The 26,510-nt window shown below is 50.1% G+C and carries 25 protein-coding genes; 14 read left to right on the forward strand and 11 right to left on the reverse strand.

Annotated elements, in window-relative coordinates; all coding sequences use genetic code 11:
- The first annotated feature begins 350 nt into the window (after window positions 1-350).
- The 3 genes from ACN4EG_RS00125 (at window position 351) to nfi (ending at window position 2,810) form a co-directional block, all read left to right on the forward strand.
- Window positions 351-1,226, forward strand: coding sequence for a hypothetical protein (locus ACN4EG_RS00125; protein ID WP_431627053.1), 876 nt, complete (start codon window positions 351-353; stop codon window positions 1,224-1,226).
- Window positions 1,227-1,317: 91 nt separating this feature from the next.
- Window positions 1,318-1,956 (forward strand): ThiF family adenylyltransferase, encoded by a 639-nt coding sequence (locus tag ACN4EG_RS00130; RefSeq protein WP_431627054.1) that lies wholly within the window; start codon window positions 1,318-1,320, stop codon window positions 1,954-1,956.
- Between the two features lie 179 nt (window positions 1,957-2,135).
- The gene (gene nfi, locus ACN4EG_RS00135) at window positions 2,136-2,810 is read left to right on the forward strand and encodes a deoxyribonuclease V (RefSeq protein WP_431627055.1); all 675 of its coding nucleotides are present in this window, start codon (window positions 2,136-2,138) and stop codon (window positions 2,808-2,810) included.
- 97 nt (window positions 2,811-2,907) lie between these two features.
- Here nfi and trxA read toward each other — a convergent pair whose 3' ends face one another.
- Window positions 2,908-3,225: a thioredoxin gene (gene trxA / locus ACN4EG_RS00140; protein ID WP_431627056.1), complete on the reverse strand. Its 318-nt coding sequence runs from the start codon at window positions 3,223-3,225 to the stop codon at window positions 2,908-2,910.
- A gap of 108 nt (window positions 3,226-3,333) precedes the next feature.
- Here trxA and ACN4EG_RS00145 point away from each other — a divergent pair, with 108 nt between their 5' ends.
- Both ACN4EG_RS00145 and ACN4EG_RS00150 read left to right on the forward strand, forming a co-directional pair.
- Window positions 3,334-3,888 carry an RNA 2'-phosphotransferase gene (locus ACN4EG_RS00145; RefSeq protein ID WP_431627057.1) on the forward strand — a complete coding sequence of 185 codons (555 nt, stop codon included), beginning with the start codon at window positions 3,334-3,336 and terminating at the stop codon, window positions 3,886-3,888.
- A complete protein-coding gene (locus ACN4EG_RS00150; RefSeq protein ID WP_431627058.1) occupies window positions 3,888-4,775 on the forward strand; it encodes a GNAT family N-acetyltransferase in 888 nt (295 codons plus the stop codon). Before ACN4EG_RS00145 ends, ACN4EG_RS00150 begins: the two co-directional genes overlap by 1 nt.
- Before the next feature lie 32 nt (window positions 4,776-4,807).
- Here ACN4EG_RS00150 and ACN4EG_RS00155 read toward each other — a convergent pair whose 3' ends face one another.
- Window positions 4,808-6,979: a S8 family serine peptidase gene (locus ACN4EG_RS00155; RefSeq protein WP_431627059.1), complete on the reverse strand. Its 2,172-nt coding sequence runs from the start codon at window positions 6,977-6,979 to the stop codon at window positions 4,808-4,810.
- Window positions 6,980-7,158: 179 nt separating this feature from the next.
- On the opposite strand from ACN4EG_RS00155, the gene dxr reads away from it, so the two are divergent.
- Entirely contained in the window at window positions 7,159-8,340 is a 1,182-nt protein-coding gene (dxr, locus tag ACN4EG_RS00160; protein WP_431627060.1) for a 1-deoxy-D-xylulose-5-phosphate reductoisomerase, read from the forward strand.
- 109 nt (window positions 8,341-8,449) lie between these two features.
- Window positions 8,450-8,557 (forward strand): photosystem I reaction center subunit VIII, encoded by a 108-nt coding sequence (locus tag ACN4EG_RS00165; RefSeq protein WP_431627061.1) that lies wholly within the window; start codon window positions 8,450-8,452, stop codon window positions 8,555-8,557.
- A 210-nt stretch (window positions 8,558-8,767) separates the two neighbouring features.
- On the opposite strand, the gene ACN4EG_RS00170 is transcribed toward ACN4EG_RS00165, so the two are convergent.
- From ACN4EG_RS00170 to ACN4EG_RS00195, 6 genes are all read right to left on the reverse strand, one after another.
- Complete coding sequence (locus tag ACN4EG_RS00170; RefSeq protein WP_431627062.1) at window positions 8,768-8,887, reverse strand: photosystem II reaction center protein J; 120 nt, start codon at window positions 8,885-8,887, stop codon at window positions 8,768-8,770.
- An 81-nt stretch (window positions 8,888-8,968) separates the two neighbouring features.
- On the reverse strand, window positions 8,969-9,094 hold the full coding sequence (locus tag ACN4EG_RS00175; protein ID WP_431627063.1) for a photosystem II reaction center protein L: 126 nt from the start codon (window positions 9,092-9,094) through the stop codon (window positions 8,969-8,971).
- A gap of 23 nt (window positions 9,095-9,117) precedes the next feature.
- Complete coding sequence (gene psbF / locus ACN4EG_RS00180; protein ID WP_190574651.1) at window positions 9,118-9,240, reverse strand: cytochrome b559 subunit beta; 123 nt, start codon at window positions 9,238-9,240, stop codon at window positions 9,118-9,120.
- Between the two features lie 33 nt (window positions 9,241-9,273).
- A complete protein-coding gene (psbE, locus tag ACN4EG_RS00185; protein ID WP_431627064.1) occupies window positions 9,274-9,540 on the reverse strand; it encodes a cytochrome b559 subunit alpha in 267 nt (88 codons plus the stop codon).
- Window positions 9,541-9,897: 357 nt separating this feature from the next.
- Window positions 9,898-10,938, reverse strand: a complete 1,041-nt coding sequence (locus ACN4EG_RS00190; protein WP_431627065.1) for a photosynthesis system II assembly factor Ycf48 — start codon at window positions 10,936-10,938, stop codon at window positions 9,898-9,900.
- A gap of 29 nt (window positions 10,939-10,967) precedes the next feature.
- Complete coding sequence (locus ACN4EG_RS00195; protein WP_431627066.1) at window positions 10,968-11,390, reverse strand: rubredoxin; 423 nt, start codon at window positions 11,388-11,390, stop codon at window positions 10,968-10,970.
- 361 nt (window positions 11,391-11,751) lie between these two features.
- Between ACN4EG_RS00195 and ndhC the strand changes: the two genes are divergently transcribed.
- The 4 genes from ndhC to ACN4EG_RS00215 all read left to right on the forward strand — a co-directional run bounded on the left by ndhC (window position 11,752) and on the right by ACN4EG_RS00215 (window position 15,870).
- Window positions 11,752-12,114: a photosynthetic/respiratory NAD(P)H-quinone oxidoreductase subunit C gene (gene ndhC / locus ACN4EG_RS00200; protein ID WP_190574647.1), complete on the forward strand. Its 363-nt coding sequence runs from the start codon at window positions 11,752-11,754 to the stop codon at window positions 12,112-12,114.
- Window positions 12,111-12,824 carry an NADH dehydrogenase subunit K gene (locus tag ACN4EG_RS00205; protein WP_431627180.1) on the forward strand — a complete coding sequence of 238 codons (714 nt, stop codon included), beginning with the start codon at window positions 12,111-12,113 and terminating at the stop codon, window positions 12,822-12,824. The genes ndhC and ACN4EG_RS00205 overlap by 4 nt, the downstream gene beginning before the upstream one ends.
- A gap of 1 nt (window position 12,825) precedes the next feature.
- Window positions 12,826-13,347 carry an NAD(P)H-quinone oxidoreductase subunit J gene (locus ACN4EG_RS00210; protein WP_431627067.1) on the forward strand — a complete coding sequence of 174 codons (522 nt, stop codon included), beginning with the start codon at window positions 12,826-12,828 and terminating at the stop codon, window positions 13,345-13,347.
- A 375-nt stretch (window positions 13,348-13,722) separates the two neighbouring features.
- Window positions 13,723-15,870 carry a polyribonucleotide nucleotidyltransferase gene (locus ACN4EG_RS00215; RefSeq protein WP_431627068.1) on the forward strand — a complete coding sequence of 716 codons (2,148 nt, stop codon included), beginning with the start codon at window positions 13,723-13,725 and terminating at the stop codon, window positions 15,868-15,870.
- Between the two features lie 186 nt (window positions 15,871-16,056).
- Here ACN4EG_RS00215 and ACN4EG_RS00220 read toward each other — a convergent pair whose 3' ends face one another.
- From ACN4EG_RS00220 to ACN4EG_RS00230, 3 genes are all read right to left on the reverse strand, one after another.
- Window positions 16,057-17,520, reverse strand: a complete 1,464-nt coding sequence (locus tag ACN4EG_RS00220; RefSeq protein ID WP_431627069.1) for a GTP-binding protein — start codon at window positions 17,518-17,520, stop codon at window positions 16,057-16,059.
- Window positions 17,521-17,854: 334 nt separating this feature from the next.
- Entirely contained in the window at window positions 17,855-19,177 is a 1,323-nt protein-coding gene (locus ACN4EG_RS00225) for a hypothetical protein (RefSeq protein ID WP_431627070.1), read from the reverse strand.
- Window positions 19,178-19,790: 613 nt separating this feature from the next.
- Window positions 19,791-22,052: a RelA/SpoT family protein gene (locus ACN4EG_RS00230; protein WP_431627071.1), complete on the reverse strand. Its 2,262-nt coding sequence runs from the start codon at window positions 22,050-22,052 to the stop codon at window positions 19,791-19,793.
- A 746-nt stretch (window positions 22,053-22,798) separates the two neighbouring features.
- On the opposite strand from ACN4EG_RS00230, the gene patD reads away from it, so the two are divergent.
- The 3 genes from patD to ACN4EG_RS00245 all read left to right on the forward strand — a co-directional run bounded on the left by patD (window position 22,799) and on the right by ACN4EG_RS00245 (window position 26,449).
- Window positions 22,799-23,320, forward strand: coding sequence for a heterocyst frequency control protein PatD (patD, locus tag ACN4EG_RS00235; RefSeq protein WP_431627072.1), 522 nt, complete (start codon window positions 22,799-22,801; stop codon window positions 23,318-23,320).
- Window positions 23,321-23,383: 63 nt separating this feature from the next.
- Window positions 23,384-25,015, forward strand: a complete 1,632-nt coding sequence (locus ACN4EG_RS00240) for a dipeptide ABC transporter ATP-binding protein (RefSeq protein WP_431627073.1) — start codon at window positions 23,384-23,386, stop codon at window positions 25,013-25,015.
- 597 nt (window positions 25,016-25,612) lie between these two features.
- On the forward strand, window positions 25,613-26,449 hold the full coding sequence (locus ACN4EG_RS00245; RefSeq protein WP_431627074.1) for a glycoside hydrolase family 24 protein: 837 nt from the start codon (window positions 25,613-25,615) through the stop codon (window positions 26,447-26,449).
- Window positions 26,450-26,510: the final 61 nt, after the last annotated feature.

Raw genomic sequence — 26,510 nt, forward strand, 5'->3', positions numbered from 1 at the left:
CGTTTTGGACAGAGCTAGTCGAGAGAGTAGTGTAGCAAATCGATAGCAGCATTGAGTGGCATTGGGTAGCAGAAAACGGCGAGGGAAAAACAACGTTTGATCTAAATGTAGGATGGTTGATTTTGCCTGCGATCGCTGTAACCTATCACACTCAAATACATTTAGCGGTAATCAGCGAAACTTCCAACAACTCAATACCACTCTGATGAGGTTGATGAGTTCTGAGTCTGATGAGTTCTGAGTATCCAACATTCAAAATAGAATGCTTAACATCAAAATTACAACAATTTGGTCTGTTTACATTAAGTTTATACAACCTTAGCAAATCCTCTTCGATTTATGTTTAATCCATGAAACCTATTTCTCAATTACTGGCAGCACTCTCTGCCCAGGAAATCCAGTTACGATCGACCACATTTTTCGCACCCTGTACAACCGGGGGACAGGTTCGCACCCGTATTTCAGGACTGGTGTATACCTTTCGTCCTGCTCCAGCTTCTTTTGCAGGTTGGGGCTGGTTCCAACCACTTAATGCCCAAACCGCTCAAGTCATTGAACTTGCATCTCCTGTAGTGATTGATGAATACCTGAAAAGGTTACCCAAATTTCATCTCCGGTTAATCTTTCAGTTGAGAGATTTAACTTGGTTAGCTTATCCTTCCTTCGAAGGAGATATACGACAACGCCTTAGTCGGTCAGGAGATTTATTATTTCAAGGATTGAAAAGTCCTGTGAAACCGATCGTGGTGCATTTAGTCGCTGAAGGGCAGCCCTTTGACCAGATTCTTGCTAGACAGCAGGGGGCCATTTGGTGGTTTCATGAACTCGATCGCTTGGCCGATCCTCGACAGGCGGAATTTCTACGCCGAGCACTCCATCAAGGAACCGCCCCCGCCGAATTACAGTTTTCAGGATTAACGCCAGAAATGCGCACGGCCTACCAACTGGCCTTTGCCACCGCCTTTCCCATGCCCCAGCCTGAGCAGGCAGCCCAGCGATTGCAAGCTGCCTTAGCGATGGGGGGCGGGGCTCTGCATAGCTTCCAGGATCAGGGAGACTATTGGACTGTGGAATGGCAAACTCGGGATGGGCAGCAGCATGTCAGCGCGATCGCCAAGGCAGATCTCACGGTCTTGAGTGCTGGTATTTGTTTAAGCGACCTCGATCAAGATTTCGATCTGCAATCGTTGGTGGGGGTTGTTGAACAACAGGACGAATATAACTGAAATGAGATAGCAATATGAAATGAGTCGCAACTCACTCTGACAAACTGACTGCAATCGATGGCAGCACCATCCGCTGATGGGGGAACTGATAATGTCGATCTTTCTACATGAGCAAATTTATCGCACAGCAACCGTGATGTCAAAACTGAAGGAATTTCCCGTCACCATTTGTGGAGCGGGAGCCTTAGGTGCCAACATCACAGAAAACTTAGCTAGATCTGGATTTCAAGAACTACGGGTCATTGATTTCGATCGTATTGAAGAACATAATCTCTCAACACAACCCTACTATCGATCGGAAGTTGGTGGGTTCAAAGCAAAGGTCTTATCGAACACAATGTATCGTGCATTGGGAGTAGAAATTCATGCAAACGTCCAGAAATTGACGCCAGATAATGCCGTCAAACTGCTTAAAGGCAGTCAACTGGTTATTGATGCCTTTGATAATAGTTCATCACGACAGACAATCACAGAAGTCTGTACTCAGCACAATTGGCCTTGTCTCCACGCGGGTTTGGCAGCAGACTACGCAGAGGTTATTTGGAATTCCCACTATCGCGTCCCCTCCGCCAACCAGGAGGATCGGTGTGATTATCCTTTGGCTCGTAATTTAGTGATGCTAACTGTGGCGATCGTCTGTGAAAGTGTGATGTCCTATGTGACAACTGGAGAACAACGAAACTTTACGCTAACGTTGAAAGATCTGGCTGTACAGCCGTTGTTTTTATGATTTCCGTGAGGAACTACCCCTTGCAACCGTGCCAACAAAATATCATGCTTACAAAATATCGTATTCACACAATACTCACGCAATATTATGTTGGATGATATTGGTCTGGAGGGACATTCAGTTGGCCTGCATCGACCACTTTCTAATTGTTCATTTCCTAACTGTTCATTGTCTGGATCATGATGTCACAACGTTTGCACTATGAGCCCCCCCCAACGATCGAAACTGCGATCGCCCTGCAAACGAAATTGCGTTCCCAAGTGATTCCGCAGGATCATTTTGGAGATTTGCGTTGGGTGGCGGGAGTAGATGTGGGGTTTGCAGGGGATCAGGCTAGGGCCGCGATCGTGATCCTCAACTTTCCAGACTTGACTTTCCAGGAATCGGCAGTGGCCACTGCCCCGATCGGATTCCCCTATATTCCCGGATTGCTGGCCTTCCGGGAATTGCCTGCCATTGTCAAAGCCTTTGAGCAACTAAAAATTCAGCCGGATTTGCTGCTGTGCGATGGCAATGGCTATCTCCATCCGCGCCGTTGCGGTTCCGCTTGCCAGATTGGTTTGTTAACGGGAATTCCAACGATCGGGGTCGCCAAGACCTACCACTTGGGGCAGCATGAACCCGTTGGCCATGAGCCAGGGAATTGGCAACCGATTTGGGATCAGGATGAAGTGATTGGGGCAGTGGTGCGATCGCAGACCAATGTGAAGCCCATTTACATTTCCGTCGGCCATCGCGTCAGCCTAGAAACAGCCATTCAACTCACGTTGCAATGTACCCGACAATACCGTTTACCCGAGACAACTCGCTGGGCTGATCACCTTGCAAATGGTCATACAAACACCCTGGTATAAACCTAGTCTGTTTGTGTGACTCAAATTGTGTTAGTCAAATGCTGGCCCATTTGCTGCGATTAAATTCATGACTGGGCTAGTTATGGGACTCAGTTGATTAGAGAAACGGTTGGATCTGGGCCAGAAGTTGTTTAGCTTGCACAAGCCCTTCAATGCGATGGACGGGTTGCCCTTGTTTGAAGAGAACGACAGTTGGCAGAGCTGTGACACGATGCTGGGACGCTAGTTGAGGATAGGTTTCAGTGTTGATTTTCACCACTTTGAGCCGATCGGCAGTCTGGGCGTTCACCTGTTCCAAGACCTGCGCCATCAACTGACAAGGCCCACACCATTCCGCATAAAAGTCTACTAATACGGGAATATCTGAGTCTGAGAGGAGTTCTTCTAAATTGCGAAATTGCTTTTTGACGGCCATAGATGTGACCTCACAGTAAAGAGTAACGGGTGCAAGAACCGGGTGCAGTAGACCCAGATACGAATTACCTCTATGCTAATCACTTTTTTTTGAATTTGGGAGGAAGCCATGAATCGCGATCGCCGTACCAAAGTTAGTAAATACCTCAGTTGTCACCTACGCCACAAACCGGACGAGATCGGGTTGCAATTGGAACCTGGCGGCTGGGTCAAAGTCACGGAATTATTGCAAGCCTGTGCCAAGCATGGGGTGGTGATCAGTCCTACGGATTTAGAAGAGATCGTAACGACCAATGACAAACAGCGATTTTCGTTTAATCCTGCGGGGGATAAAATCCGCGCGAACCAAGGCCATACCGTTGAGATCGATTTACGCCTAGAACCCCAGGTACCGCCGGACATTCTGTACCATGGAACGGGCGCACGATCGGTGGAAGCCATTTTGCAATCCGGTTTGCTGAAAATGACACGGCATCATGTGCATCTGTCCTATGAGATCACCCCCGCAAAAAAAGTGGGAATGCGCCATGGTAAGCCCGTGGTGTTGGTGGTGGATGCTGCCGCCATGCATCAAGCGGGATTTACGTTTTATCGATCGGAGAATGGCGTCTGGCTGACCGACCATGTACCAGCCCAATACATCTGTCCCCTAGAGGATTCCTAATGCAATTGCATCCCATCACCGATCTAGCCCCCATTTCCGCAGCGATTACTGAGTTTTTATTGCAATATCCTGCGGAAAACAACCTGCCATTAGGCGTCTGGCAAACGCTGACAGCAATGGAAAAAACTCGTTTGCAGCAATGCTTCGTTGCCTATTTAGACCATGCAGGCGAAATTGTTGGAGTGGCGCTGCAAATGCAGCCCTATCCGTTGTTACTGTCCTTTGGATGGGATCAGGTGGGCCTACAGCTTGTCATTCAAGCGTTACAAACCCAAGGTCGATCGGTGTCCGGTGTGTCCGCAATGGTGACGGAAGCCCAGCAGTTTGCCCACCTGTGGACGACTACCACGGGGCAGCCCCACGCGCTGGAAATGGGGATGCGGCTGCACCAACTAACCGCCTGTCAACCGATCTCGCCCACTCCAGGATTTCTGCGATTAGCCACTGCAGCCGATCGAGCTTGGTTGATCGAAGCCTATCGAATGTTCAATCAAGAGGTTTTTCCCGAGCGATCGGGTTCGAATGCTTTCAGTGATGTAGAAGCCTCAATCGATCTATTCCTCCAACAACAGCGAGCCTATCTTTGGCTGGATACTGTTGAAGATTCTAGAGCCGAGGCAGAACCTGTTTCCTTTGTGTGTAGCCAGCGCTTTAGTCCACAGTTTGCTAGAGTTGGCCCAGTATTTACGCCCCTACAACATCGCCGTAAAGGGTATGCAACTGCCTGTGTTTATGCGGTTAGCCAAATGCAACTCAACCAGGGTTGTCACTCCTGTTTTATTTTTACTGATTTAAAAAACCCAACCTCAAATCACATCTACGCCAAAATTGGCTATCGCGCGATCGGAGATTGGGCTATTTACAACTTTCTAGACTCTCCAGACTAGACCCTGAAGACAGTCACGCTCCACTGGCAGCGTTAAATCCCAAGCTTAAGTAGCCACCAGTTCAGCCTGCCAGAATCTGTAGGAACAGAATCAATCACTTGAACTTGCCAACGGCCTTGACTTGCTTCGCCCAAGAGCAAACGCAGTGCGGGAGTATTTTGCAAGTTATAGAGCGTTTGCAACTTGGTTTTAATACCCAATGTTCTGCCTTGGAGTAGGACGGATTGACCGCTAGGAGCCACGAGACGGATTTCTAGATCCCCTAAATAACCGTGATCAATGTCGATCGTGACACTAATATCCTGGACAGCGCCCGCATCATTGATTTGCACTGCGCTTAATAATCCCTGCGGATCACCATCGGGAATGCTTTGTGCAGTATTGTTTTGGGCCTGTACCGATCGGGGTGCAGTCAACGCTACCGCCCGTTTCTTCACCGCCATTTGTACTGCTTTTGCAGCATTGACTTTGCCGTAACCAAACCAATCCGATCGGCCACTGGCTTCATAGGTACCTTTGCGAAATCCTAACTGTGGATCAGGCTCTGGATCAACAATTTTATCTGCCGTTTGTTCTAGGATTTGTCGAACTTCTCTCGCAGTCAAATCCGGATTCGCCGACAGCACCAGAGCCGCCACCCCTGCCACCAACGGACAAGCACTAGAGGTTCCACCAAAATCTGGAGTGTAACTAGACGGATCATAACCCGCTGCCCCCACGCGATCGGTCGTGACAATCCCCAAACCGGGTAGATAAATATTCACCTCTGGCGGCGTGGCCACATAGCCCAAATCCGGTAATCCCACACCAGGGGGCGCGTTATTACTCGGTGCGCAAACGGAAACCTGCGGGCCCCAGTTACTATAGGCCGCTTTTTTGCCCATACTGGTGGAGGCCGCCACGGTAATCACATCGGGATGTACGGTAAAGCCGCCTAACCAGCGGGTCGGGCCTTTAATTGCATCGCGGGGCCAGCCGCTTTCATTGACGACGCCATCGGTGGGTCGGTTGGCATTGCCCGCCGCAAAGATAATTACACAGCCTTTACCCCGTCGCCCTTGGGTTGCCGCCCGAGTCAACACTGCTTTTTGTCGCAGGGACAGGGGATAGTAAACCGCACTCGGCCCCCAACTACAGGAAATAACGGAAGCGCCTTTGTTAATCGCCCAAAGAAATAACTCTTCGATCGATTCATCATCCAAAAATCCAGTGGTTCGAAGGGGCATGAGAGAACAGCCCGGAGCAGCTCCTACTGCCCCAATGCCATTCTCCTCCGCCACAGCCACCCCAGCACAGGAGGTTCCGTGATCTTCTCCGGGTTCATCGGGAAGGGGCATGAAATCCTTGCCACGAAAATCGCGGGGAGCCACAATTTTTCCTAAGCCCTGGAAGTCGGGATGATTCACATCGATCGCGTCATCCATCACGGCTACAACAATCGATCGATTGCCCCGAGTGACATCCCAGGCTTGTTCCGCAAAGACATGGGAACCCGATGCTAGCTGGTTTCCCCCATTATGGTTCAAATGCCATTGTTTTGCATATTGTGGGTCACGGGGACGGTAGTGTTGCTGGCTTTCGACAATAATATTTGGCTCAGCCGTTAGCACATCCGATCGCTGCATCAAGCGATTGGCTAGCTTAACTGGATTTTCTGATGATCCTTCAGTGACTTCAAACACAAAGGCATTTGCAATTCCTTCGATCGGCTTAATTCGTTTTAAGCCAAATTCATTGGCAATTTGAGCTACACTATGCTCACCCAAATGGGGGGCAAATTGTACCGTTAATTGATTGGTTAAATAAACCCGTGAAGCGGGGTCATCTTTAAAATAGTAAACGTGACTGGCATACTTCACTGCATCAGAATTTCGAATGTTTTCCATGGCTTGATCCCGCTGATTAGCAGGAACCACGAATTCGGACATTTTGGGCGGAGAATTCCGATTCACTTGTGCAGAAACCTGAGCCGCCAATCCCGGAACTTCTTCCTTAGAAGTGGCTTTAACCGTAAATCGATCTTCCGATTTTTCCAGGGCAATTTCTTCGCCGCCCCGTTGCAGAATTAACCCCCGACTGTCCTCGGGCATGGCTGCATTTCCTTTGGGGGCTGTGGCTGGATTAGAGCCTTGTGGATTCGTCATGGCGATCGCCTCATCGAAGTCAATTTCAGTGTAGGGGCTGGGCTGAGAAGTGGTAGACAAAATTTACAGATAATTACTGTCTTGTATTAAATGACTATCTTGCATTGCCACCCATGTCCTTCCTTGCTCTACGGGCTGGCATCCCCAATTTTCGGAAAGTGCCTGAGTTCCCCCGTGCCACGGATTAGGAAGTTCGACCCTTTCCCGTAAGATAAGGGAGACGTTTAGGTGTGGCGATCGTGAAAGCACTAACTCTTCTCGGTTCAACGGGTTCGATCGGAACGCAAACCCTGGATATTGTGGCACAGTACCCTGAGCAATTTCGCATTGTGGGGATGGCGGCAGGCCGCAATGTGGAGCTATTTGCCCAGCAGGTGCGGCAGTTCCAACCGGAAATCATTGCACTGCAAGATGAAAGCAAACTGGAGGAGTTGAAAGCGGCGATCGCGGATCTCACCCCCCAACCCATCATTCTTGCTGGTGAAGCAGGCGTGGTGGAAGTGGCCCGCTACGGGGATGCGGAAGTGGTCGTCACCGGAATCGTTGGCTGTGCAGGACTGTTGCCTACGATCGCGGCGATCGAAGCCAAAAAAGACATCGCCCTCGCCAACAAAGAGACCCTAATTGCAGGTGGCCCCGTGGTTCTGCCGCTCATTCAAAAACATGGGGTTAAACTACTCCCGGCGGATTCCGAGCACTCAGCCATCTTCCAATGTCTCCAGGGAGTGCCGGATAAGGGTCTGCGGCGAGTAATTTTAACTGCATCCGGTGGAGCCTTCCGCGATCGTCCCGTCGAGGATCTGGCCCATGTGACGGTGGCCGATGCCCTCAAACACCCCAACTGGGCCATGGGTCGCAAAATCACGATCGACTCCGCCACGTTGATGAATAAAGGCTTAGAAGTCATTGAAGCCCACTTCCTGTTTGGCATGGACTACGACGCGATCGACATCGTGATCCATCCGCAAAGCATTATCCATTCGATGATCGAGCTCCAGGATACGTCAGTGCTGGCCCAACTGGGCTGGGCGGATATGCGCCTACCGCTGCTCTATGCCCTGTCCTATCCCGATCGTATCTACACCGACTGGGAAACCCTGGATCTCGTGAAAGTGGGCAGCCTCACCTTCCGGGAACCGGATCACGCGAAATACCCCTGCATGAACCTGGCCTACGCAGCGGGTCGTGCTGGGGGCTGTATGCCTGCGGTGCTCAACGCCGCTAACGAACAGGCCGTCGCCCTCTTTTTAGACGAAAAAATTAAATTCCTAGACATTCCTAAACTGATTGAGCAGACCTGCGATCGCTACCAGGCTCAAAACACCCAGCAACCCGCCTTAGAGGACATCCTAGAGGCCGATCGCTGGGCCAGACAGGCCGTCCTAGAAGCCGCCGGGATGCGGGATTTAGTAATGCGTTAACGCCCAGTCCCATCTTGCAATTGTTAAGAATTCTAAGAACTGCAAACCAGGCTTCATCATTTCGCAGTAGATTCACAGGTGGAATCATTCGATCGATAGGAAAACGTTTATGTACGCAGCATCCTACTTAACCTGGTTTCTCATCCCCGCAGTGTGCTGGCTTCTGCCCCTCGTTGGCATGGGTCTGCTGTTCCTGTACATCGAAAAAGACGCTTAGTAGACAAGGTACTTAGACAAAGTACTGAAAATTAGTACTGATAGCCTAGGGGCGATCGAATTTTTCGATCGCCCCTTTCTCATTGCCGTCCCTGGCTCAAGATTTCAGCCACTGCTGCCGCTTCAAAGCTCCAAAACAGCCTTCAAAGTCAAAAACCGCCTAAATTTAGGCGGTTTTTGCATCGATACAGTTCTTGAATGCAGCAGAAAACTACATTGAAGACCCTATCCCTGCATAGGCACCGTAGAAAAACAGACCTACAACGACTAAAACACCGGTTCCGGCAACCGTAGCAACGATCCACAGAGGGATGCGACCATTCTGCAACATTGATTTTTTCTCCTAACCAGCAAGCTTCGTAAAGTCGAAATTGTAAAAAAACGAACCAACCCCAAACTAGCTGAGACTCAACTAGTTGAAGAAGTAGCTGGAGAACAAAATACCCAGCGTAAAAATTAGAAGCAAACCTAGGTAGAGGGACGTCCGGTTTAGTTCCACCGGCTGCTTGTTGGGGTTAGGACTTCTCTCCATTGCCATATCACTATCCTCGCTTTAATTATCTAGCGTTGAATGAACTGCATTGCAGCGATCGCGCCCAAGAAAAAGACAGAGGGCACAGCCAGACCGTGAATGGCCAGCCAACGGAACGTAAAAATCGGATAAACAGTGGGTTGATTAGCCATAGCAACTCTAACCTTGGGTAAAAAAGTGGACGACTACTTCTTCGACTTTTGGATGTCTTTCACGTATTGATCCATCTGCTGACGCGCATCTTGACGATCGCTCAGGATGGGCAATTCTTGACGTGCTGCGGGGAAATATTCATTGGGACGGGGCGTACCAAACACGTCGTAAGCCAAGCCCGTTGCCACAAACAACCAACCTGCAATGAACAGCATTGGAATGGTAATGCTGTGAATCACCCAGTAACGAATACTTGTCACGATGTCGCCAAATGGGCGCTCACCAGTAGTACCAGCCATCGAAGCCCCTCCACAAACAACAAGTTAATTTTCGATACAAATCATCATAGGACACGACTGAAACCGCCACAAGGGAGACTAACAGGGATTTACAACGGAAGTGGGGATCTGGAATGAGGGACATAGGATGAAATGAGACGATGCAAGGATGGCAGGAAATATTAAGTTCTATAAAGCTGTCTCATCCAAGCGATCGGTCATGTTTCTCAGAATCATCCTGCACCTACAACGACTGCACCTGCAACGACTAAACCTGCAACGACTAAACCTGCAATGGCTGAGCTTTCAATTCCTCTTGCTTTCAGTTCAGCTGTCAGTTCATCGAAGATTTGCCTAGGTCAAATTGTGTCCACACCCTTAGGCAGCAGCCCCCCGATAGCGTAGCAATGTGCCCCGTTGTCCCAGAATGTAGCCCTTGTTCTCGTTCAAAAACTCAATCTTGTAGAGATTAGCAGGCACCTCTTGATCCATGTTGGCGTCGTGATACCAAGTCTGACCGTTGTCAAAGCTGGCTAGGAGGGAACCACTGCCCCCAACAATCCACACCTCATCATTGGTGCGATAGGCCATATCCAAAAAGCCCCAACTGTTGAAGGATTCTGGAGCCTGAGCCTTTTGCCAATCTTCGGGGTCAGGGGAATTGGTGAATTGGATGCTGCCACCCCGAGCAATAATCCAGAGGCGATCGTCGGGGGTAAAGCCCATGTTTTGCAGACGGCGGGAACTATTGCGGTTGAATGGCTCCCAGAGTCGCGAGCCCGGTTTCCAGATGGAGAAGAAATTTCCCCGCGAGGACACGGCGACATATTGGCCATCCGCCGATCGATGCAAACTCCGCACGACCCCAAAAGCATCATCCACCATAGCTTTCCAGTTCACTGCGCCATCAGTGGTGTGATAAATTGCGCCTACATCGGTCACCATTTCCAAGTCACCCTTGCCCAAGGCTTCCAGGAATTCCGGCGAACCGGGCAACTTTTCGCTCAGGGGCATGCGTTCCCAGGACTGGCCTCCATCGGGAGTATGCAACAGAATAGCGGGCTGTCCCGCAATCCAGCCTTCATCGCCCGCAAAACTTACCGCACTGAAACGATATTTCTGGGTTCCCAAATCTAGGGGGCGCTCCTTCCAGGTTTGCCCCCCATCCAAGGTCTCCAGCAACATCGAATTCGTTCCTACCATCCAGCCATGGTTTGGATCACCGGTAAACGCTAAATCCAACGGACTTTCTTGGGTCGGCAAAGCCACCACTTCCCAGCGCTCATCGGGAAGATCCTGAAGACGGGCTGCGTTAGCCGGTGCCATTAGGGAAATGGTGCTCAGAAAGACGATCGCGCACACCCCAACCAGGCGTTTCCACCCTTGCAGGCGTTTCCAGCCATTCAAAATCCAATGCATGACTCGTAGCCTCTTGTCTAAACGTCAAACTATTGCAGCCCGTATAGGCTCAGAAAGAAGATAAAAAATAGTAACAAACTGCCAAAAATCAGCAGGTTTTTCTGACCCGGTGTCAGGGTATTGACCCCCAGCCCGTAGCGAAGATTTTCCTTAAACCCCGAGGCTTTGCCCGCTCGACCAATGTTTTGGAACCGACTTTTGGGTGCACCACAAACGGGACAGCGCCACTTAGCTGGCAGATCCTTGAACTCTGTTTCCGGCGGAATTTCACTACGGTTATCGCCTTTGAGCGGTTCATAGACATAGCCACAGGCAGCACATTCATAACAATCAAAGTCTTCAGGCATAGCCGTTGACTCTGTTGCTTCTGGGCTGACGAGTTGGATGACTTGTTCCTCTGAAGGAGTCTCCGCAGATTGCGCATTTGGATTGTCCGGTGTTTCGGTACTCATGGCTGAATAGGGCTAGGCGAATAGTCGAGCAAATCTGAAACCTTTGTTACAGAACTTATTATTACATGGCTGATTGCATGACTACTGACCTCCGCCTTGCTTCCTATACAGCACAAGGCATCTTGGGCAGCCAGTTCCTGCAACCGATTGATCCCAACCTGCCCATGGCGTATCCATAGAGCTAAGCTGGGACATCGTCCCCTGGTTGATAGGGTAGAGTGAATTCTTCTGATTGGAACTTTGTTAGGCTGAACGGTGAAATCGGCAAAATGCAAAGACCTGGGCTGACTATAATGAAAGTTAACTAAGTTATTTTGCTTACTCCACGAAGAGGCAGCACGGTCAATAGAGAGGCGGAATCGTGTTCGTACTAAGCGGTTATGAGTATCTCCTAGGGTTCTTGCTGGTTTGCAGCCTGGTACCCGTTCTGGCGTTGCTGGCTGCAAAGCTAGTCCGCCCAAGTCGACGTGGCCCTGAACGTCGCACAACCTATGAATCGGGGATGGAACCTGTTGGCGGCGCTTGGATCCAATTCAACATTCGCTATTACATGTTTGCCTTGGTGTTCGTCATTTTTGATGTGGAAACAGTTTTCCTGTATCCCTGGGCAGTGGCGTTCCATAAGTTAGGCTTACTTGCCTTCGTGGAGGCACTGATTTTCATCGCAATTCTGGTAGTCGGTCTGGTATACGCTTGGCGGAAAGGAGCGTTGGAATGGTCATGAATCCCGATCTAAAAACAGGTGATCAAAACCTGATCATGAACCCCGTTGAGCGTCCAACAGTGACGGAGGAACTGTCAGAGAATGTAATTCTGACAACCGTGGACGATCTCTACAACTGGGCGCGATTATCCAGTCTGTGGCCGTTGCTCTATGGAACCGCCTGTTGCTTTATTGAATTTGCAGCGTTAATTGGTTCAAGGTTTGACTTCGATCGCTTTGGCTTGGTGCCCCGATCGACCCCTCGACAAGCGGATCTCATCATTACGGCAGGTACCGTGACGATGAAGATGGCTCCGGCCTTGGTGCGGCTGTACGAACAGATGCCCGATCCGAAGTACGTCATTGCCATGGGTGCTTGCACGATTACGGGGGGGATGTTCAGTGTGGATTCGCCCACCGCTGTCCGTGGGGTAGACAAGCTAATTCCCGTGGATGTCTATCTGCCTGGTTGCCCACCGCGACCAGAGGCCATCATTGATGCGATCGTCAAACTGCGGAAAAAGGTTGCCAACGAATCGATCCAAGAGCGGGGCATGCTGCGGCAAACCCACCGCTACTACAGCACCACCCATAACTTGAAACCCGTTGACCCGATCGTCGATGGCAAGTATCTGATGGCGGCAACCCGCCAAGCTCCACCGAAGGAACTGATGGAAGCCTTTGGCATTCCCGTCGCGGGCGAGTTGGAAGCGGCTAAGGAGAAAGCATAGTATGGCAGATGAAAAGAAAGCAGCAGCTGAAGCTGGAGCAATCGTGGAAGCGGGAACCGTTTCCACGTGGCTAACGGCCCAAGGCTTTGACCATGAGTTCTTGGGTGTAGATGCCTCCGGGGTCGAGATGATCAAGGTGGATGCAGATTTTCTGATTCCCTTTGCCAGTGCGCTCTATGCTTACGGGTTTAATTGTTTACAATGCCAAGGTGCCTATGACGAAGGGCCTGGGGCCGCTTTGGTCAGCTTCTATCACCTAATCAAGGTGACAGATAATGCCACACGGGCAGAGGAAGTGCGCTTAAAGGTTGCAGTTCCTCGGGACAATCCTACCGTTCCCTCGGTGTATTGGATCTGGAAGGGAGCCGACTGGCAAGAGCGCGAGTCCTATGACATGTACGGCATTATCTACGAAGGGCATCCGCAATTAAAACGTATCCTGATGCCGGAAGATTGGCTGGGTTGGCCCCTACGGAAGGACTATGTCTCGCCCGATTTCTACGAATTACAGGATGCCTACTAGATAGAAAACTAGTTCAGCATCGGAATTCAGCTCAGCATCGAAAAAGGGTGGGAAATTCCCACCCTTTTTCATGGGATTTTGCTGCTGCCAACGATCGTTGCAGCGATCGTTGGAAATGTCGCTTAAATTAACGATCGGCTATCGTGATCCACTGGGAAAGAATCGTTTAGAATGCCCTTAAGGTGAGCGGCTAAAGAAAAGCAATAACCACGCAGTCACTGTTCTGAGCCATTCAAAAGGATAATCGGTAAACATCACCCATGACTTTAATGCCCTGATCCATGGGGCAAACGAAGGAACCTCTTGACTCGCTAAATCAGTGTTAGGATTGCGTCAGAATAGATAAAAGAGAAAAAGCAAAGGACAAAGGAATACATGGAAGAAGTGACCAAGTCGATATCTTTCGATGGACGAGAGATTCGACTGAAGATGGGACTGCTGGCTCCCCAGGCTGGCGGTTCTGTATTAATTGAATCAGGGGACACCGCCGTGTTGGTGGCGGTGACACGCTCCACAGCCAGAGAAGGCATTGATTTTCTTCCCCTGACGGTAGATTACGAAGAGCGGATGTACGCTGCAGGCCGTTTCCCAGGGGGATTCCTGCGCCGGGAAGGTCGGCCACCGGAAAAGGCTATTTTAATTGGACGGTTAATCGATCGCCCCATGCGTCCCCTCTTTCCAGGTTGGCTGCGGGATGATATTCAAATTGTGGCTACCACGGTTTCGCTGGATGAAAAAGTGCCGCCGGATGTTTTGGCTGTCACTGGCGCTTCAATGGCAACATTACTGGCCGGAATTCCCTTCAATGGCCCGATGGCAGCCGTGCGCGTCGGCTTGGTTGGCGATGACTTTATCCTAAATCCTACCTATGAAGAAATTGAACAGGGGGATTTAGACCTAGTCGTTGCAGGTTCCCCTGATGGGGTCATCATGGTGGAAGCTGGGGCGAACCAATTACCCGAAGCGGACATGATTGAAGCGATCGACTTTGGTTATGAAGCAGTTCGGGAATTAATCGGCACGCAGTTGGAAATCTGCAAACAATTGGGCATCGAACTGGTTAAGGAAGAGCCTCCAGAAGTCGAAAAACCCCTAGAGAATTTCATTGCCGATCGAGCCACCGCTCCAGTCAAGGAAATCCTAGGCCGTTTTGAAAAAGATAAAAACATTCGGGATGCGGCTCTGGATGAGGTCAAAGACGCCATTAAAGCAGAAATTGAATTGCTGTCGGACGAGGATCCCGTCAAAGTGGCCGCAACGGTAAATGCCAAGGCATTGCCGGAAACCTTTAAGTCCATCACTAAAAAGCTGATGCGCAAGCAGGTGGTGGAAGATGGGGTACGGGTGGATGGTCGCAAGTTAGATGAAGTGCGCCCCATCTCTTGCCGCGTGGGTATTTTGCCAAAGCGGGTGCATGGGTCCGGTTTGTTCAATCGCGGTTTAACGCAAGTGATGTCCGTAGCCACCCTGGGGTCTCCAGGGGATGCTCAGGAATTGGATGACCTCCATCCGGATAGCGAAAAACGCTATATCCACCACTACAACATGCCACCCTACTCCGTTGGCGAGACCAAACCAATGCGATCTCCGGGACGCCGGGAAATCGGCCATGGGGCCTTGGCAGAACGGGCGCTGTTGCCAGTCTTGCCCAAAAAATCGGACTTCCCCTATGTAATCCGGGTGGTCTCAGAGGTGCTGTCTTCCAACGGCTCAACTTCAATGGGATCCGTTTCCGGTTCTACATTGTCGCTGATGGATGCCGGGGTTCCCATTACCAAACCCGTCAGTGGTGCAGCGATGGGGCTGATCAAGGAAGGCGATGAAATCCGGATTTTGACGGATATTCAGGGAATTGAAGACTTCCTAGGCGATATGGATTTTAAAGTCGCAGGCACCGATGCCGGGATTACAGCGCTCCAGCTCGATATGAAAATCACCGGGCTGCCCATGGACGTGATTCGCAAGGCGGTCATGCAGGCTCTCCCCGCTCGCCTGCATATTTTGAATAAGATGCTGGAAGCGATCGACCAACCCCGAGCAGAACTCTCGCCCTATGCTCCCCGCTTGATGACTATCAAGATTGACCCTGAGCAAATTGGCATGGTGATTGGGCCAGGGGGTAAAAATATTAAGGGCATCACCGAAGAAACGGGCACGAAGATTGACATCGCTGACGATGGCACCGTCACGATTTCGGGTCTGGATGGGGCTAAGGCCAACCGCGCTAAGGCCATTATCGAAGGGATGACCAAACGGGTCAAAGAGGGCGATGTCTATGCAGGACGTGTGACACGCACGATTCCGATCGGGGCTTTTGTAGAATTTCTGCCGGGTAAGGAAGGCATGATTCACATTTCCCAACTCGCCGATCACCGCGTCAAGACCGTGGAAGATGAAGTCTCCGTGGGTGATGAAGTGATTGTTAAGATTCGGGAGATTGACAACCGAGGTCGCATTAACTTGACCCGATTAGGCATTCACCCTGATGAAGCAGCTTCTGCTAAAGCTGTTGCAAAACGCTAAGGTGCATGGCAACCGGATGAACTGGTCAGCGGATGTAAGGGTAACCAGATAGCGTCGGCTATCCGAAGCATCTCCCACTAGGAGCATTCTAAACCGCAGAAACGAGTGGACTGATTCTAGTTCACTCGTTTTTGTTACGAGTACGGAGGGGAGCGGAGAGGTGCCGTTTTCAGCAACCGTCTCTGACTACTGCTGCCTTCCGAGTTTGGCACGCAGTTCTTCCCGAATGCGACTGAGAATCGATCGCTCATCCAAGGACGATAAAATTTGATCTACCACAGCTTTTGGGCCATCGGGTCCCCAAGTTGCACCATTCGCCAGGTAGGCGCGGGCAATGTGGCCAATGCTGTAGGTGGCCACTCCAGCGACCCCTGCTTGAGCAATTGCCACCGATAGGTAGGGCAAGGCAGACAATCCCCCCGTGGCCGGAACTGCTAGTCCCAGTAGCCCCTTGAGAGAACTCAATCCCAAGTCAGCAAATAGCTCACTGGCCGTAATCCCCCCCATGGCGAGACCAATATTTTTCAGCAGCCCGATCGCCCCTTTTTCGGTCATGGGAATGCCATAGAGCTTAGACAGGCTGAGAATCAGCGCGACATCAATTGCAGCGCTGCTAAGAATATCTATTACCGTCACGGGATTGACTGCAACAGCAATCGCCTTTGCCATCACACTATTCCAGATTACGCGATCGCCACTCGCTTCCCGAATCTGGAGCTTACGCTCGACAATCTGTTCGTTAATCCCATCGGCAAATAACATCGAGTTCAATGCGAGGAGGGCTTTGCCTTCGCGATCGAGCACTTCCAAAATTTTCAGTTTGAGATCTTGTACCTGCGGTTCCCCAGCCACCATCCGCACCACAATCCGCCCATCGGCCTGCCGGGTACCGATGGGCATCAGAGGCGCAGCAGAAGCCATGACAATCTCATCGGGGGACAGCAACCTTTTCACCCGTTCATCCCGAATCTTGGCGTAGATACTCTGGCGATCGACCTCAGGATATTGATCAATCTTGTTGAAGACCAAAATCATCGGCTTGCCCACCTCCCGCAGTTGCGCCAGGGCCTGAAATTCCACTTGGGTCATATCCCCAGACACAACAAACAGCAACAGATCCGCCTGTTGAGCCACGGTTTTTGCCAGCAGTTCCCGATCTTCACCACCCACTTCATCAATCCCGGGAGTATCCATTAATTCAATCTGGGCCCCGACTTGACTGGTGGCTTTGCGAACAGATTGGCTCGTTGAGGGGAGACGCTCCTGATTGATTACCCAAGTAGCTTGATTCGTCGTTTGCGTGACTCCATGGATGGCCCCCGCTTGAAACACAGGTTGTCCGATCAAAGCATTGAGAAGGGAAGATTTGCCCCGCCCCACCATGCCAAAGGCGGCAATATGCACCACCGATCGCTCCAGCTTGTCCACCATACTGGAAAGACCAGCTAACTCCTGTTCTAACCCCTGGCGCTCCTGGGGCTGTAAATCGAGGCGATCGACCATCTCCTGCAAAGCTGTTTGAGCATTGCGGTAATTCAGTTCAGCTTGGATTTCATCGAAACTGAGGAGAGTCGCTTCAATTTCGGGATCAAATTCAGCAGGAAAAATCGGACGAGAATTTTCTTCGTTGGGGGGGAGAAAAGAGGTCATCACACCTAGGGGCTACTGTGGCACAACCAGAACAGGAAGGAAGCGCTTCACTCATCGATGCCTGTAATTGAACAGGTCATTCAAGAGCATTGCCTTGTCATGGCTGCGATCGTACCATTCGATTTTTCGGATTGCAGCCCATGGGAAAACTCACTGAATTTACCTATCCTAAGCGTCCGCTCTGATTCGCAACTTTCTGGGCTCACAACTTTCTGGTCTCGCAACTTTGAAGGGGGCTGAGCTGCGGTAAAGGATACCAATAGGGAGGGGAATTCGTAAAGGCGAGAAGTTACGATCGAACATCACGAATGGTCTGAATCTAAACCAGTGTCAGTTAAGCCAGTTGATGAACTAAGGCTACATTCATCTTGCCAAAGTTGGTGCTGAGGGCAATATTAAGGTGTTCCAGGGACGAAACCAGCCACTGCACAGATTCCTGGGCATAGGCTTCGTAATGATTAAAGAGAATCGAAAACCGCTTTTCTAGGTAGGGCTTCACTTTCCGACAAATCAACACAATCTTCAACAACAGACTCGTGGTGAAAACGGGGCCAATATTGGATAACAAATCGACAAATACAAAATGTTTAGGCTGCTGCGGACTTTCAACGATTAGGAAGTTGAGCAATTGACTACAGGTGCGTAGCAATAAGAACTCATTAAAGGGTTGAGCATGATTTTCCGGCAACACCCTATTCAGGCAGTCATAGAGTTGATTGTTGAACTGCCGACGACCATAATCTGGATCCACAGAAGGCAAGAGATATTCGTAAAGATCATCTTTAAAGGATTTGAACGATTGAGCCTCATGGGTATGGGTCAGAAACCGTTGGGCCAGATCGCGATGGGTACAATTGCCTTGCACTTTGCCAGCAAATTGCCGCAATGCGGAACAAACTTCTGGTTCAGTCAGCAATGTGGGATTCTTGACAGGATAGAGAGTGCGCCCCACCGTATCTGATCCCGTTTGGTTAAACAGATGCGAGCGACGAATTTGGTAAGTGACAAATTGCGACAGATCCAGCTCATACTGATGCTGCATCGTATCTTGCAAGTCCCGAATCGACTGCTGATCTTCAACAGAACTCGATTCACTGACCAAGCAGTGGGAATAGAGATAGGGATAACGGCGAATCAATTTGCCCAGGGGCAAGCGGGTTTGAGACGGATCGTTATTGCTCTCAAGAACATGCGCTAACCGACGCAGGGTGAGAAACTGTTCCGTTTCCAGAAAATATCGCATGAATTCCCGTAGCCGTTTAATCGCCTTAGCACGGCTAAACTCGTTCGTGGGTCGCGAGGGGGAACTTTCCAATAGGTGGATCAAGTCAGGGATGGCTGCTTGGGTCTGAGGCCGCCCTTGCCAGCGATTGGTCAAAATATGGATGCAGCGATTCAGAATAAACTGAAATTCTTCTATCTCAATATTGGAGAGGATGAGTCGATCTAAATTTTTAAGAACGTTGTGATCGGGATAATTGGTCCCTTCAATGAATAGCAGCCGCATCCGATCGATCAACTCTTGAGGGGTTTCTAATTGAACAATTTGCAGTAAGTGATCGTATAACTGTTGCTCTTCGGTGCCGATCGATCGAAAGTTATGGTTTACCCAATGATTCACGTCCACTGTGCCCCTGCTGCTATAACCTTCACTCATGGTTCTCCTAAGGTCAATCCCTGGGTCTTGAGCATCTTAAGCTGAGTCATCAGCCCCAATTGGTTAGACACATCACATCCCAGAAATTTGGAGATTTCTTTCTAAATCTAAAGAAAATTAACCAAATCTAGGAAGTCATATGGCCTGGGTACTGCGTATTTTTATACTACCTAAACCACAAAGGAACTCCGTGGAATTCCCCTTCCTTCATAGAATCTAAACACCAATTTGGCGATTTTTATGGCAGACACTTCAAGAAGTGTCATAGGATAGGGTCGATTTAAAGGACAAACCTTTGGGGGATTAGGTACTCCTGCTGCCGTATATATACGACTCTGCTGAACGACTTTATGCAGGAAGGAGGACGATGACCAGGGATTAAAGTTCCGCGAAAGAGGAAAAAGCTGAGTCGATCGTCTAGGGTAAAAAACGCCTCAATTCCAGCAAGGGAATTCCAGTTTGATGGCTCACTATCCAAGACCCCGTGATGCATTGCAATTTACACATCAGAGGTAGAAAGCGGTGACTGCCCTTGTTCAATTTATACAATCCTCTACTGAAAATCCCGGATAATTTTGCAATTCTTGAGATAGAACAAAATCATCAAAAATTGTCAAGCGAGTAGTGACTCATCAACCTGTGTGACTCGGCGTAAATTCAAAACATCTGTCATCTTACGAATTTGGGTGAAGGTATGTTCCAGTTGCCGATGGTCACAAATATCAATGCCCAGATCGATCGTGGCGGTTTGATCGGGATAGGTTTTGACTTGCGCATTCCGCACATTGATATTGTTATCCGTTAAGCGGGATAGCAGATCCTTCAGAACCCCCACCCGATCGATCACTTCAATTTGAATTTCTACAGGATAGGTCTGCTGCCGTCCGCGATCGTTCGTCGGATTCCAACTGACGGGGATAAGCCGTTCTCCCTCCACCCGTTCTAAGTTGGGACAACCTTGGCGATGAATCGAAATGCCATGGCCCCGCGTCACGACACCAATGATCGACTCACCTGGGACGGGGTGACAGCACTTCGCAATGTGGTAAAGCAACCCTTCAACCCCCGCGATCGGCGATTTGGAGTGCGTTGGAGTGGGTGCAGGAGGATTTTTTGGACTAAAGCTAACCGTAGCAGTCGTATTTTCTGATGGGGCAGCGGGAGACTGGGCTTTGACGGCATCCCGAATCCGATTTAAGGCATGATTGAGCGTTACTTCCCCATAGCCCACCGCAGCTAAGAGGTCATCCACCGTCTGGTAATTGCACCGTTCCGCTGCGGTTTGCATGGGTGGCGACTTCAGCAAGGCTTCAAAGCCATTCTTGCCCAAGGACTTTTCCAACATATCCCGTCCCCGAGCAATGTTTTCATCTCGGTGCGATCGCTTATACCATTGCCGAATTCGGTTGCGGGCACTGGGCGTCACCACAAAATTCAACCAGTCCAAGCTAGGACGGGAATTTTTTTGCGTCAGAATTTCAACAATGTCGCCGTTTTCCAGGCTAGTGTCCAATGTCACCATACGACCATTGACCCGCGCCCCTGCACAATGGTTTCCAACTTCGCTGTGAATTCGGTAGGCAAAATCAACTGGGGTCGCCTTAGGGCTCAGGGGAATGACTTCCCCTTGGGGCGTAAATACATAAATTTCGCTATCAAAGAGGTTATCTTTGATCGTATCCAAATACTCCTGCGCGTCCTTCAGATCGCTTTGCCAGTCAAGAAGTTGCCGCAGCCAAGTAAACTTCTCATCGGTCGTATTCATCTGGGTGGCCGTTGATCCACCAGATTCCTTATATTTCCAATGGGCCGCAATCCCGTATTCCGCCACATGGTGCATTTCCATGGTGCGAATTTGCACCTCCAACGGTCGGCCACCGAGGCCAATCACGCCGGTATGGAGCGATTGATAGCGGTTTGGTTTAGGTAGGCCAATGTAGTCTTTAAAGCGACCAGGAATCGGGCGGAACATATCGTGAACCACAGCCAAGGCTCGGTAACATTCATCCTTGTTTTCGACAATGATGCGAATGGCCGCGATGTCATAGATCTGCTCATACTCTTTCTGCTGCTTCTGCATTTTCTGGTAAATGCCGTAGAGATGCTTAGGCCGACCGCTGATATCCAGCCAGTGAATTCCTAGCTCTTCTAAACGCGGTTTCAGCATTTCCTTAACTTGGGAAAGCTGCTCTTCGCGCACTGTACGTCGTTCAGACACCCGTTGGCTAATTTCGCGGTAGGCTTCCGATTCCAGATATTTGAACGAGAGATCTTCCAGTTCCCACTTGATGTTGCCAATCCCCAGACGGTTAGCCAAGGGGGCAAAAATATCACGGGTTTCCTGGGAAATCCGCCGTCGTTTCTCGTCAGCCAGATGCTCCAGGGTTTGCATGTTATGCAGCCGATCGGCCAATTTGACCACAATCACCCGGATATCCTTGGCCATTGCCAGGAACATGCGCCGGAAATTCTCGGCTTGTCGCTCTTTTTTGCTGGAAAAGTTAAACTTCGAGAGCTTAGTGACACCTTCCACCAAAACCCGGACTTCTGGGCCAAATCGTTCTTCAATTTCCTCACAGGACACGTCGGTATCTTCAACAATGTCGTGGAGAAAACCAGCGGCAATCATGCTGCTACTGCCCCCCAAATCGCGCAAAATCCCAGCAACTGCCACCGGGTGGGCAATATACGGTTCCCCAGAGACGCGCCGTTGCCCTTCATGGAGCTGGTAAGCAAAGTCAAAAGCTCGACAGATCAAGTCATTCGCTTTCCAGGGATCAGGGTCATTGGGAGTGGCTGCACCATCCAATAGGCAGGCCCGCAACCAAGGGGGAAGGTTGAGATCGGTAGGAAGGGATCGGATGGGGAGATTCATGCTTGCCGCCCGAATGCACTAGATTTGGATTTGAAGAAAGAGTGATCTGGAATTGTGATCAAACAAGCAGTATGGGTCGTTGGTAAACTATCTTTGCATTTGCGAAATTGGCGAACGACCCATGAGAACTGCTAAACATGCGAACTAAATAGTTGAAGTTCTTGTTGAAATTCTTGGAAACCCCTGGAAATTCTTGAAAGTATCGAATAATCCTAGGATAGGCCTAGAAAATATCAACAAAATTTCGGCAAAAAGAGTGAAAAGTTATCCAGCAGCAACATGTGCCCCTAGATCCCAGTAATTTATCTTTACCAATCGTTGCTCCCTAGGATACTTAACGGTATCAATGGATGCCGATCGGCACTCTTGTAAATTTTTCTTTCAAAAAGCAAAAGCCCTACTGTTAAAAAATCCACTGTTTGGAAAGTTCTAACAACTTTCGCTGTTGCTAAGCACTTTTAGAAGATATCCCCCCATTCTATCAAGAATGTTGATACACTTCTTCATGTTTTAGATAAAGCCAACAATTCTCATTTTGAAAAAGGGGGCCTTTAGAAGCCTTGTACAAAGAGGCTTTTACAATTATTTGCAAACTATCAAATCGCTGAAACTCAGTAGACTCGTTCCATAATGAGAATTGCTGAGATCAAGCCTCGGTTCAAGGCTCGGTCTTAGATAGCCTCTCGGTACGATCCCCATCCCACTCAACACCATCAAATCGCCTCCTCATAGGGACAGGATGAAAGATGATTCCCCCAGCGCAACGTAGGATTTATGAAAACTTTCGGGATCAATTGATTCAACTGTTGCAGCAGGTGCGGGAAATCGCCCAGAGAAGTCAGGCTTCAGAGACTTTTTATCCTCTCGATCGAGAAAATTTTGCTGCGCCGATCGATCTCGAGAGTAGCGATCGCTCCGATGCTCCGAGCCCTGCTAACTCAAGCCCTACCAACTCAAGCCCTTTCGGGGTAATTTCCTCAGGATTGGCCAACCTTCAGGGAATGTTTCGGGAACAAGTTTTAATACTTCCCTTAGATGAAATTGATTACACCCACCAAACAAAGGTGCAATCCTATCAAGCTGAAATCAGTAAACAACTGCGTCTCGTAGGGCTAGATTGCACATTTCTGGCCGCAGCACGGCAGCCTCAGACGCAGGCTCGGCGAGTGCAACAGGTACTCGATCGGGTAGAAACCCTGATTCGTTATTGCAATGGAATTTTGGGTGAGCTAGAAGAAAATCCTGGGAATTCCCTCCAGCAATCCTAAAGCACCTTCAAATCTCAGGGTAAGATTGCTGCAATATCGTTTTCACCGATCGCGCCCATTCCTATGGCTGAAGCACTGCTCACGATCGATCACCTTAAGATTGCCTACAGGCCCCAAACCCCATGGGTTGTAGATGACGTTTCACTAGTGCTGCAACCGGGCGAACGGTTGGGCCTGGTGGGCGAGTCAGGCTGCGGTAAATCAACGATCGGGCGGGCGATTGTGCGTTTGTTGCCAGAGGGCTCGATCGTGGAAGGTCAAATTCAATTAGCAGAACGGGATCTCTACCAATTGTCCGATCGGGAATTGCGGCAGTTGCGTGGTGAGGAAATTGCACTGATTTTCCAGGATCCCATGACGCGGCTCAATCCCTTATTGACGATCGGGGAACATTGCTTAGAAACCCTGCAAGCCCATCGGCCAGGAATTTCTACCAAAGAGGCAAAATCCCGCGCCTTGGAAGTCCTACAGGCGGTCAACATTCCAGCAGAACGGTGGGCCCAATATCCCCATGAATTCAGCGGTGGCATGCGGCAACGGGTAGCGATCGCCCTCGCTCTCTTACTGAATCCCAAACTGATCATTGCCGATGAACCGACAACCAGTTTAGATGTGACGGTCGCCGCCCAAATTTTGCAGGAATTAAAGCGCCTCTGCGAAGAGCGCAATATGGCGTTAATTCTGATTTCCCACGATTTAGCACTGGTGGGTGAATATTGCGATCGCATTGCGGTCATGTACAACGGCCAGTTGGTGGAACTGGGAACTACGACTCAGGTTTTGCAACAGCCGCAACATGACTACACCCAAACCCTTCTGCAATCAGCACTTTCTTTGCAGGCGGGCGTTGCTTCTGCTGTAGACTCTCGGCCCGCCCCTGAACCATTATTACGTCTGCGGAGGTTAAAGCAGTACTACACTCTAGAAGCAAATTTGCTAGCTAAGTTTTTTTCGAAAGCGGACGATCGCACGATTCGCGCAGTGGACGGCATTGATTTAGATATCTTTCCGGGGGAAACCCTGGGGCTCGTGGGCGAATCAGGTTGCGGCAAGTCCACGCTGTCTCGCACCATTTTACAGTTGCTCAAGCCCACGGCGGGCCAGGTGGAGTTTTTAGGGCAGGATTTAGCCCGACTGAAGCGGCAGGAAATGCTGCGGCAACGGCGAGACATCCAAATGATTTTCCAAGACCCCCACGCTTGTTTAAATCCCCGCATGACGATCGGGGAGAGCATTGCCGATCCCTTGCTGATTCATCGGATGGCGACGCCTCAGGAAGCCAAACCTCAAGTGGAAGCACTGCTCCAGAGGGTGGGCCTGCATCCCCAGGAATTTTATGATCGCTATCCGAGCGAACTATCTGGAGGTCAACAGCAACGGGTCGCGATCGCGCGGGCATTAATTACCCGGCCTAAACTGGTGATTTGTGATGAACCCGTCAGTATGCTGGATGCCACCGTGCGCACTCAGGTACTGGAACTCATGCAGGAACTCAAGGACGAGTTTGAGTTGACTTATCTATTCATTACCCATGATCTCTGGGTAGCACGCTTCTTCTGCGATCGCATTGCAGTCATGTACCAAGGAAAAATTGTAGAACTTGACCAAACCGCCGCTGTATTCGATAATCCTCAGCATTCCTACACCCAAACCCTACTGGCCGCTGCTCCCATGCTGGAAATGGATTGTGCGTAAGTTATGCGCAAACGAGTGACCTAGGAATGAAGTCCATAGGAGATTACTCGATTATTGCATGTCGGTTATAAGCACTATCGGTTATGAGCACTATGCGATTGAGCACATAGGTTGTTTTTCCTAGCCATTTTTCTAGGATTCACCGAATGCAAGGGGTCTACGAAAGGGGTCTACGAAAGGGGTTGCATTTCCTCTCGGGCGCATCGAACCCATCGTTCCTTCTGGTTAAAGTGGAGTACAATGCCCAAGCAACGTTCCCGGAGTCTCCGACGGAGATCGGTTTATCCGTCATGGACGCTGGTTAAAATTTGGTCTGGGGTAAAAGCTCGATGCACATTTTTGCAAGATCAGTTACCAGATCGGTTGCAAGACAAGTCGCAGGATAGGTCGCAAGATAGGTCACAAGGCAAATTGCCAGACAGCTCGCAAGACAGGTCACAAGCCCCACTAAAGGGCCGGTTACAAGATAAATTCAAAGATACTGTGCGATCCAAACTCCGATGGCGACCAAAGGTTGGGTCACCCCCCCCCCTACGCCTATCCCGACTGCGCATCGTTCCTACCCTCAATCTGCTACCACTTTTACCCAGCAGTTTGTTGCGACGTACTCTACTGTTCAAAGCTGATGTCAGTATGGCCGATGATACCCCGTCCAAAGACTATACCCTTGGTAAATTTCTCGTCCATTGCACTATCATTCTGTGGTTGATTTTTATTTTGCTCAACCTGCGAGAACAGCGAATGCCGTGGGGTTCCAGCTTAGGGAAGGGGGCGGAAACACCGTTAGTTATGCAGGGCGGGGATCCCTATATTCGAGCTTTGATGCGCACCATCTCGGCCAGTGAGTCGAATGTGCAAAATCCCTACGCCGTGATTTACGGGGGCGAATATACCCAAGACTTAAGCCGACATCCCGATCTCTGTGTACCGATCGCCGTGGGGCCGAATGTGGGGCAGTGTACAACGGCTGCTGGACGCTATCAGTTCATCACCACCACCTGGGTGGAACAGGCCGAACGCTACCATCCCAATCCTGGAGGCTTTTGGCTTTGGCATCGCTATAGCTTTGAGCCGTTGTACCAAGATACAGTTGTATACCGTTGGCTCAGCGATGCCCAGGTATGGGGGGTTGATTTGTCTAGCTTATTGCGGCAGGGCAAAATTACGCGCGTGTTGGAAATTCTGTCTCCCACTTGGACCAGTCTGGGCTACGGCATTGAAACCAATTCCATGAGTGCTAGCTTGCCACAGGTCTATCAACGGGTGTTGCGCGAGGAATTGAGTCTTGCCAGTATGCCTACCATTCCCCAGATTCAGCCCAATGGCTCGATCGGGGCTCCAGCCAATCTGCCAGTCAATACTCCGAACCATGCCCCTCGTGGTATTGCCAATACCACTCAACCCCAGTCATACCGCTCAGCCAATCTGCCCTAGCCGCAATCCGTTCTAGTTCCCTATGGTTCATTAGCAAGCAAAAATCCCTTGAAATCCGTTT

Source organism: Alkalinema pantanalense CENA528 (assembly GCF_050753345.1).
Taxonomy (GTDB): domain Bacteria; phylum Cyanobacteriota; class Cyanobacteriia; order Leptolyngbyales; family Leptolyngbyaceae; genus Alkalinema; species Alkalinema pantanalense.

Bases quoted from the DNA above. Each gene is read 5' to 3' on its own strand.
- ACN4EG_RS00195 (WP_431627066.1), bottom strand. From the start codon at position 11,390: ATGAGTACCGAAACACCGGACAATCCAAATGCGCAATCTGCGGAGACT.
- ACN4EG_RS00175 (WP_431627063.1), bottom strand. From the start codon at position 9,094: ATGGCAATGGAGAGAAGTCCTAACCCCAACAAGCAGCCGGTGGAACTA.
- ACN4EG_RS00240 (WP_431627073.1), top strand. From the start codon at position 23,384: ATGGCTGAAGCACTGCTCACGATCGATCACCTTAAGATTGCCTACAGG.
- ACN4EG_RS00165 (WP_431627061.1), top strand. From the start codon at position 8,450: ATGTACGCAGCATCCTACTTAACCTGGTTTCTCATCCCCGCAGTGTGC.
- ACN4EG_RS00220 (WP_431627069.1), bottom strand. From the start codon at position 17,520: ATGACCTCTTTTCTCCCCCCCAACGAAGAAAATTCTCGTCCGATTTTT.
- nfi (WP_431627055.1), top strand. From the start codon at position 2,136: ATGATGTCACAACGTTTGCACTATGAGCCCCCCCCAACGATCGAAACT.
- psbF (WP_190574651.1), bottom strand. From the start codon at position 9,240: ATGGCTAATCAACCCACTGTTTATCCGATTTTTACGTTCCGTTGGCTG.
- patD (WP_431627072.1), top strand. From the start codon at position 22,799: ATGATTCCCCCAGCGCAACGTAGGATTTATGAAAACTTTCGGGATCAA.
- ACN4EG_RS00205 (WP_431627180.1), top strand. From the start codon at position 12,111: ATGAATCCCGATCTAAAAACAGGTGATCAAAACCTGATCATGAACCCC.
- ACN4EG_RS00190 (WP_431627065.1), bottom strand. From the start codon at position 10,938: ATGCATTGGATTTTGAATGGCTGGAAACGCCTGCAAGGGTGGAAACGC.
- ACN4EG_RS00225 (WP_431627070.1), bottom strand. From the start codon at position 19,177: ATGAGTGAAGGTTATAGCAGCAGGGGCACAGTGGACGTGAATCATTGG.
- ACN4EG_RS00145 (WP_431627057.1), top strand. From the start codon at position 3,334: ATGAATCGCGATCGCCGTACCAAAGTTAGTAAATACCTCAGTTGTCAC.
- ACN4EG_RS00150 (WP_431627058.1), top strand. From the start codon at position 3,888: ATGCAATTGCATCCCATCACCGATCTAGCCCCCATTTCCGCAGCGATT.
- ACN4EG_RS00215 (WP_431627068.1), top strand. From the start codon at position 13,723: ATGGAAGAAGTGACCAAGTCGATATCTTTCGATGGACGAGAGATTCGA.
- psbE (WP_431627064.1), bottom strand. From the start codon at position 9,540: ATGGCTGGTACTACTGGTGAGCGCCCATTTGGCGACATCGTGACAAGT.
- ACN4EG_RS00230 (WP_431627071.1), bottom strand. From the start codon at position 22,052: ATGAATCTCCCCATCCGATCCCTTCCTACCGATCTCAACCTTCCCCCT.
- trxA (WP_431627056.1), bottom strand. From the start codon at position 3,225: ATGGCCGTCAAAAAGCAATTTCGCAATTTAGAAGAACTCCTCTCAGAC.
- ACN4EG_RS00170 (WP_431627062.1), bottom strand. From the start codon at position 8,887: ATGTTGCAGAATGGTCGCATCCCTCTGTGGATCGTTGCTACGGTTGCC.
- ACN4EG_RS00210 (WP_431627067.1), top strand. From the start codon at position 12,826: ATGGCAGATGAAAAGAAAGCAGCAGCTGAAGCTGGAGCAATCGTGGAA.
- ACN4EG_RS00125 (WP_431627053.1), top strand. From the start codon at position 351: ATGAAACCTATTTCTCAATTACTGGCAGCACTCTCTGCCCAGGAAATC.
- ACN4EG_RS00130 (WP_431627054.1), top strand. From the start codon at position 1,318: ATGTCGATCTTTCTACATGAGCAAATTTATCGCACAGCAACCGTGATG.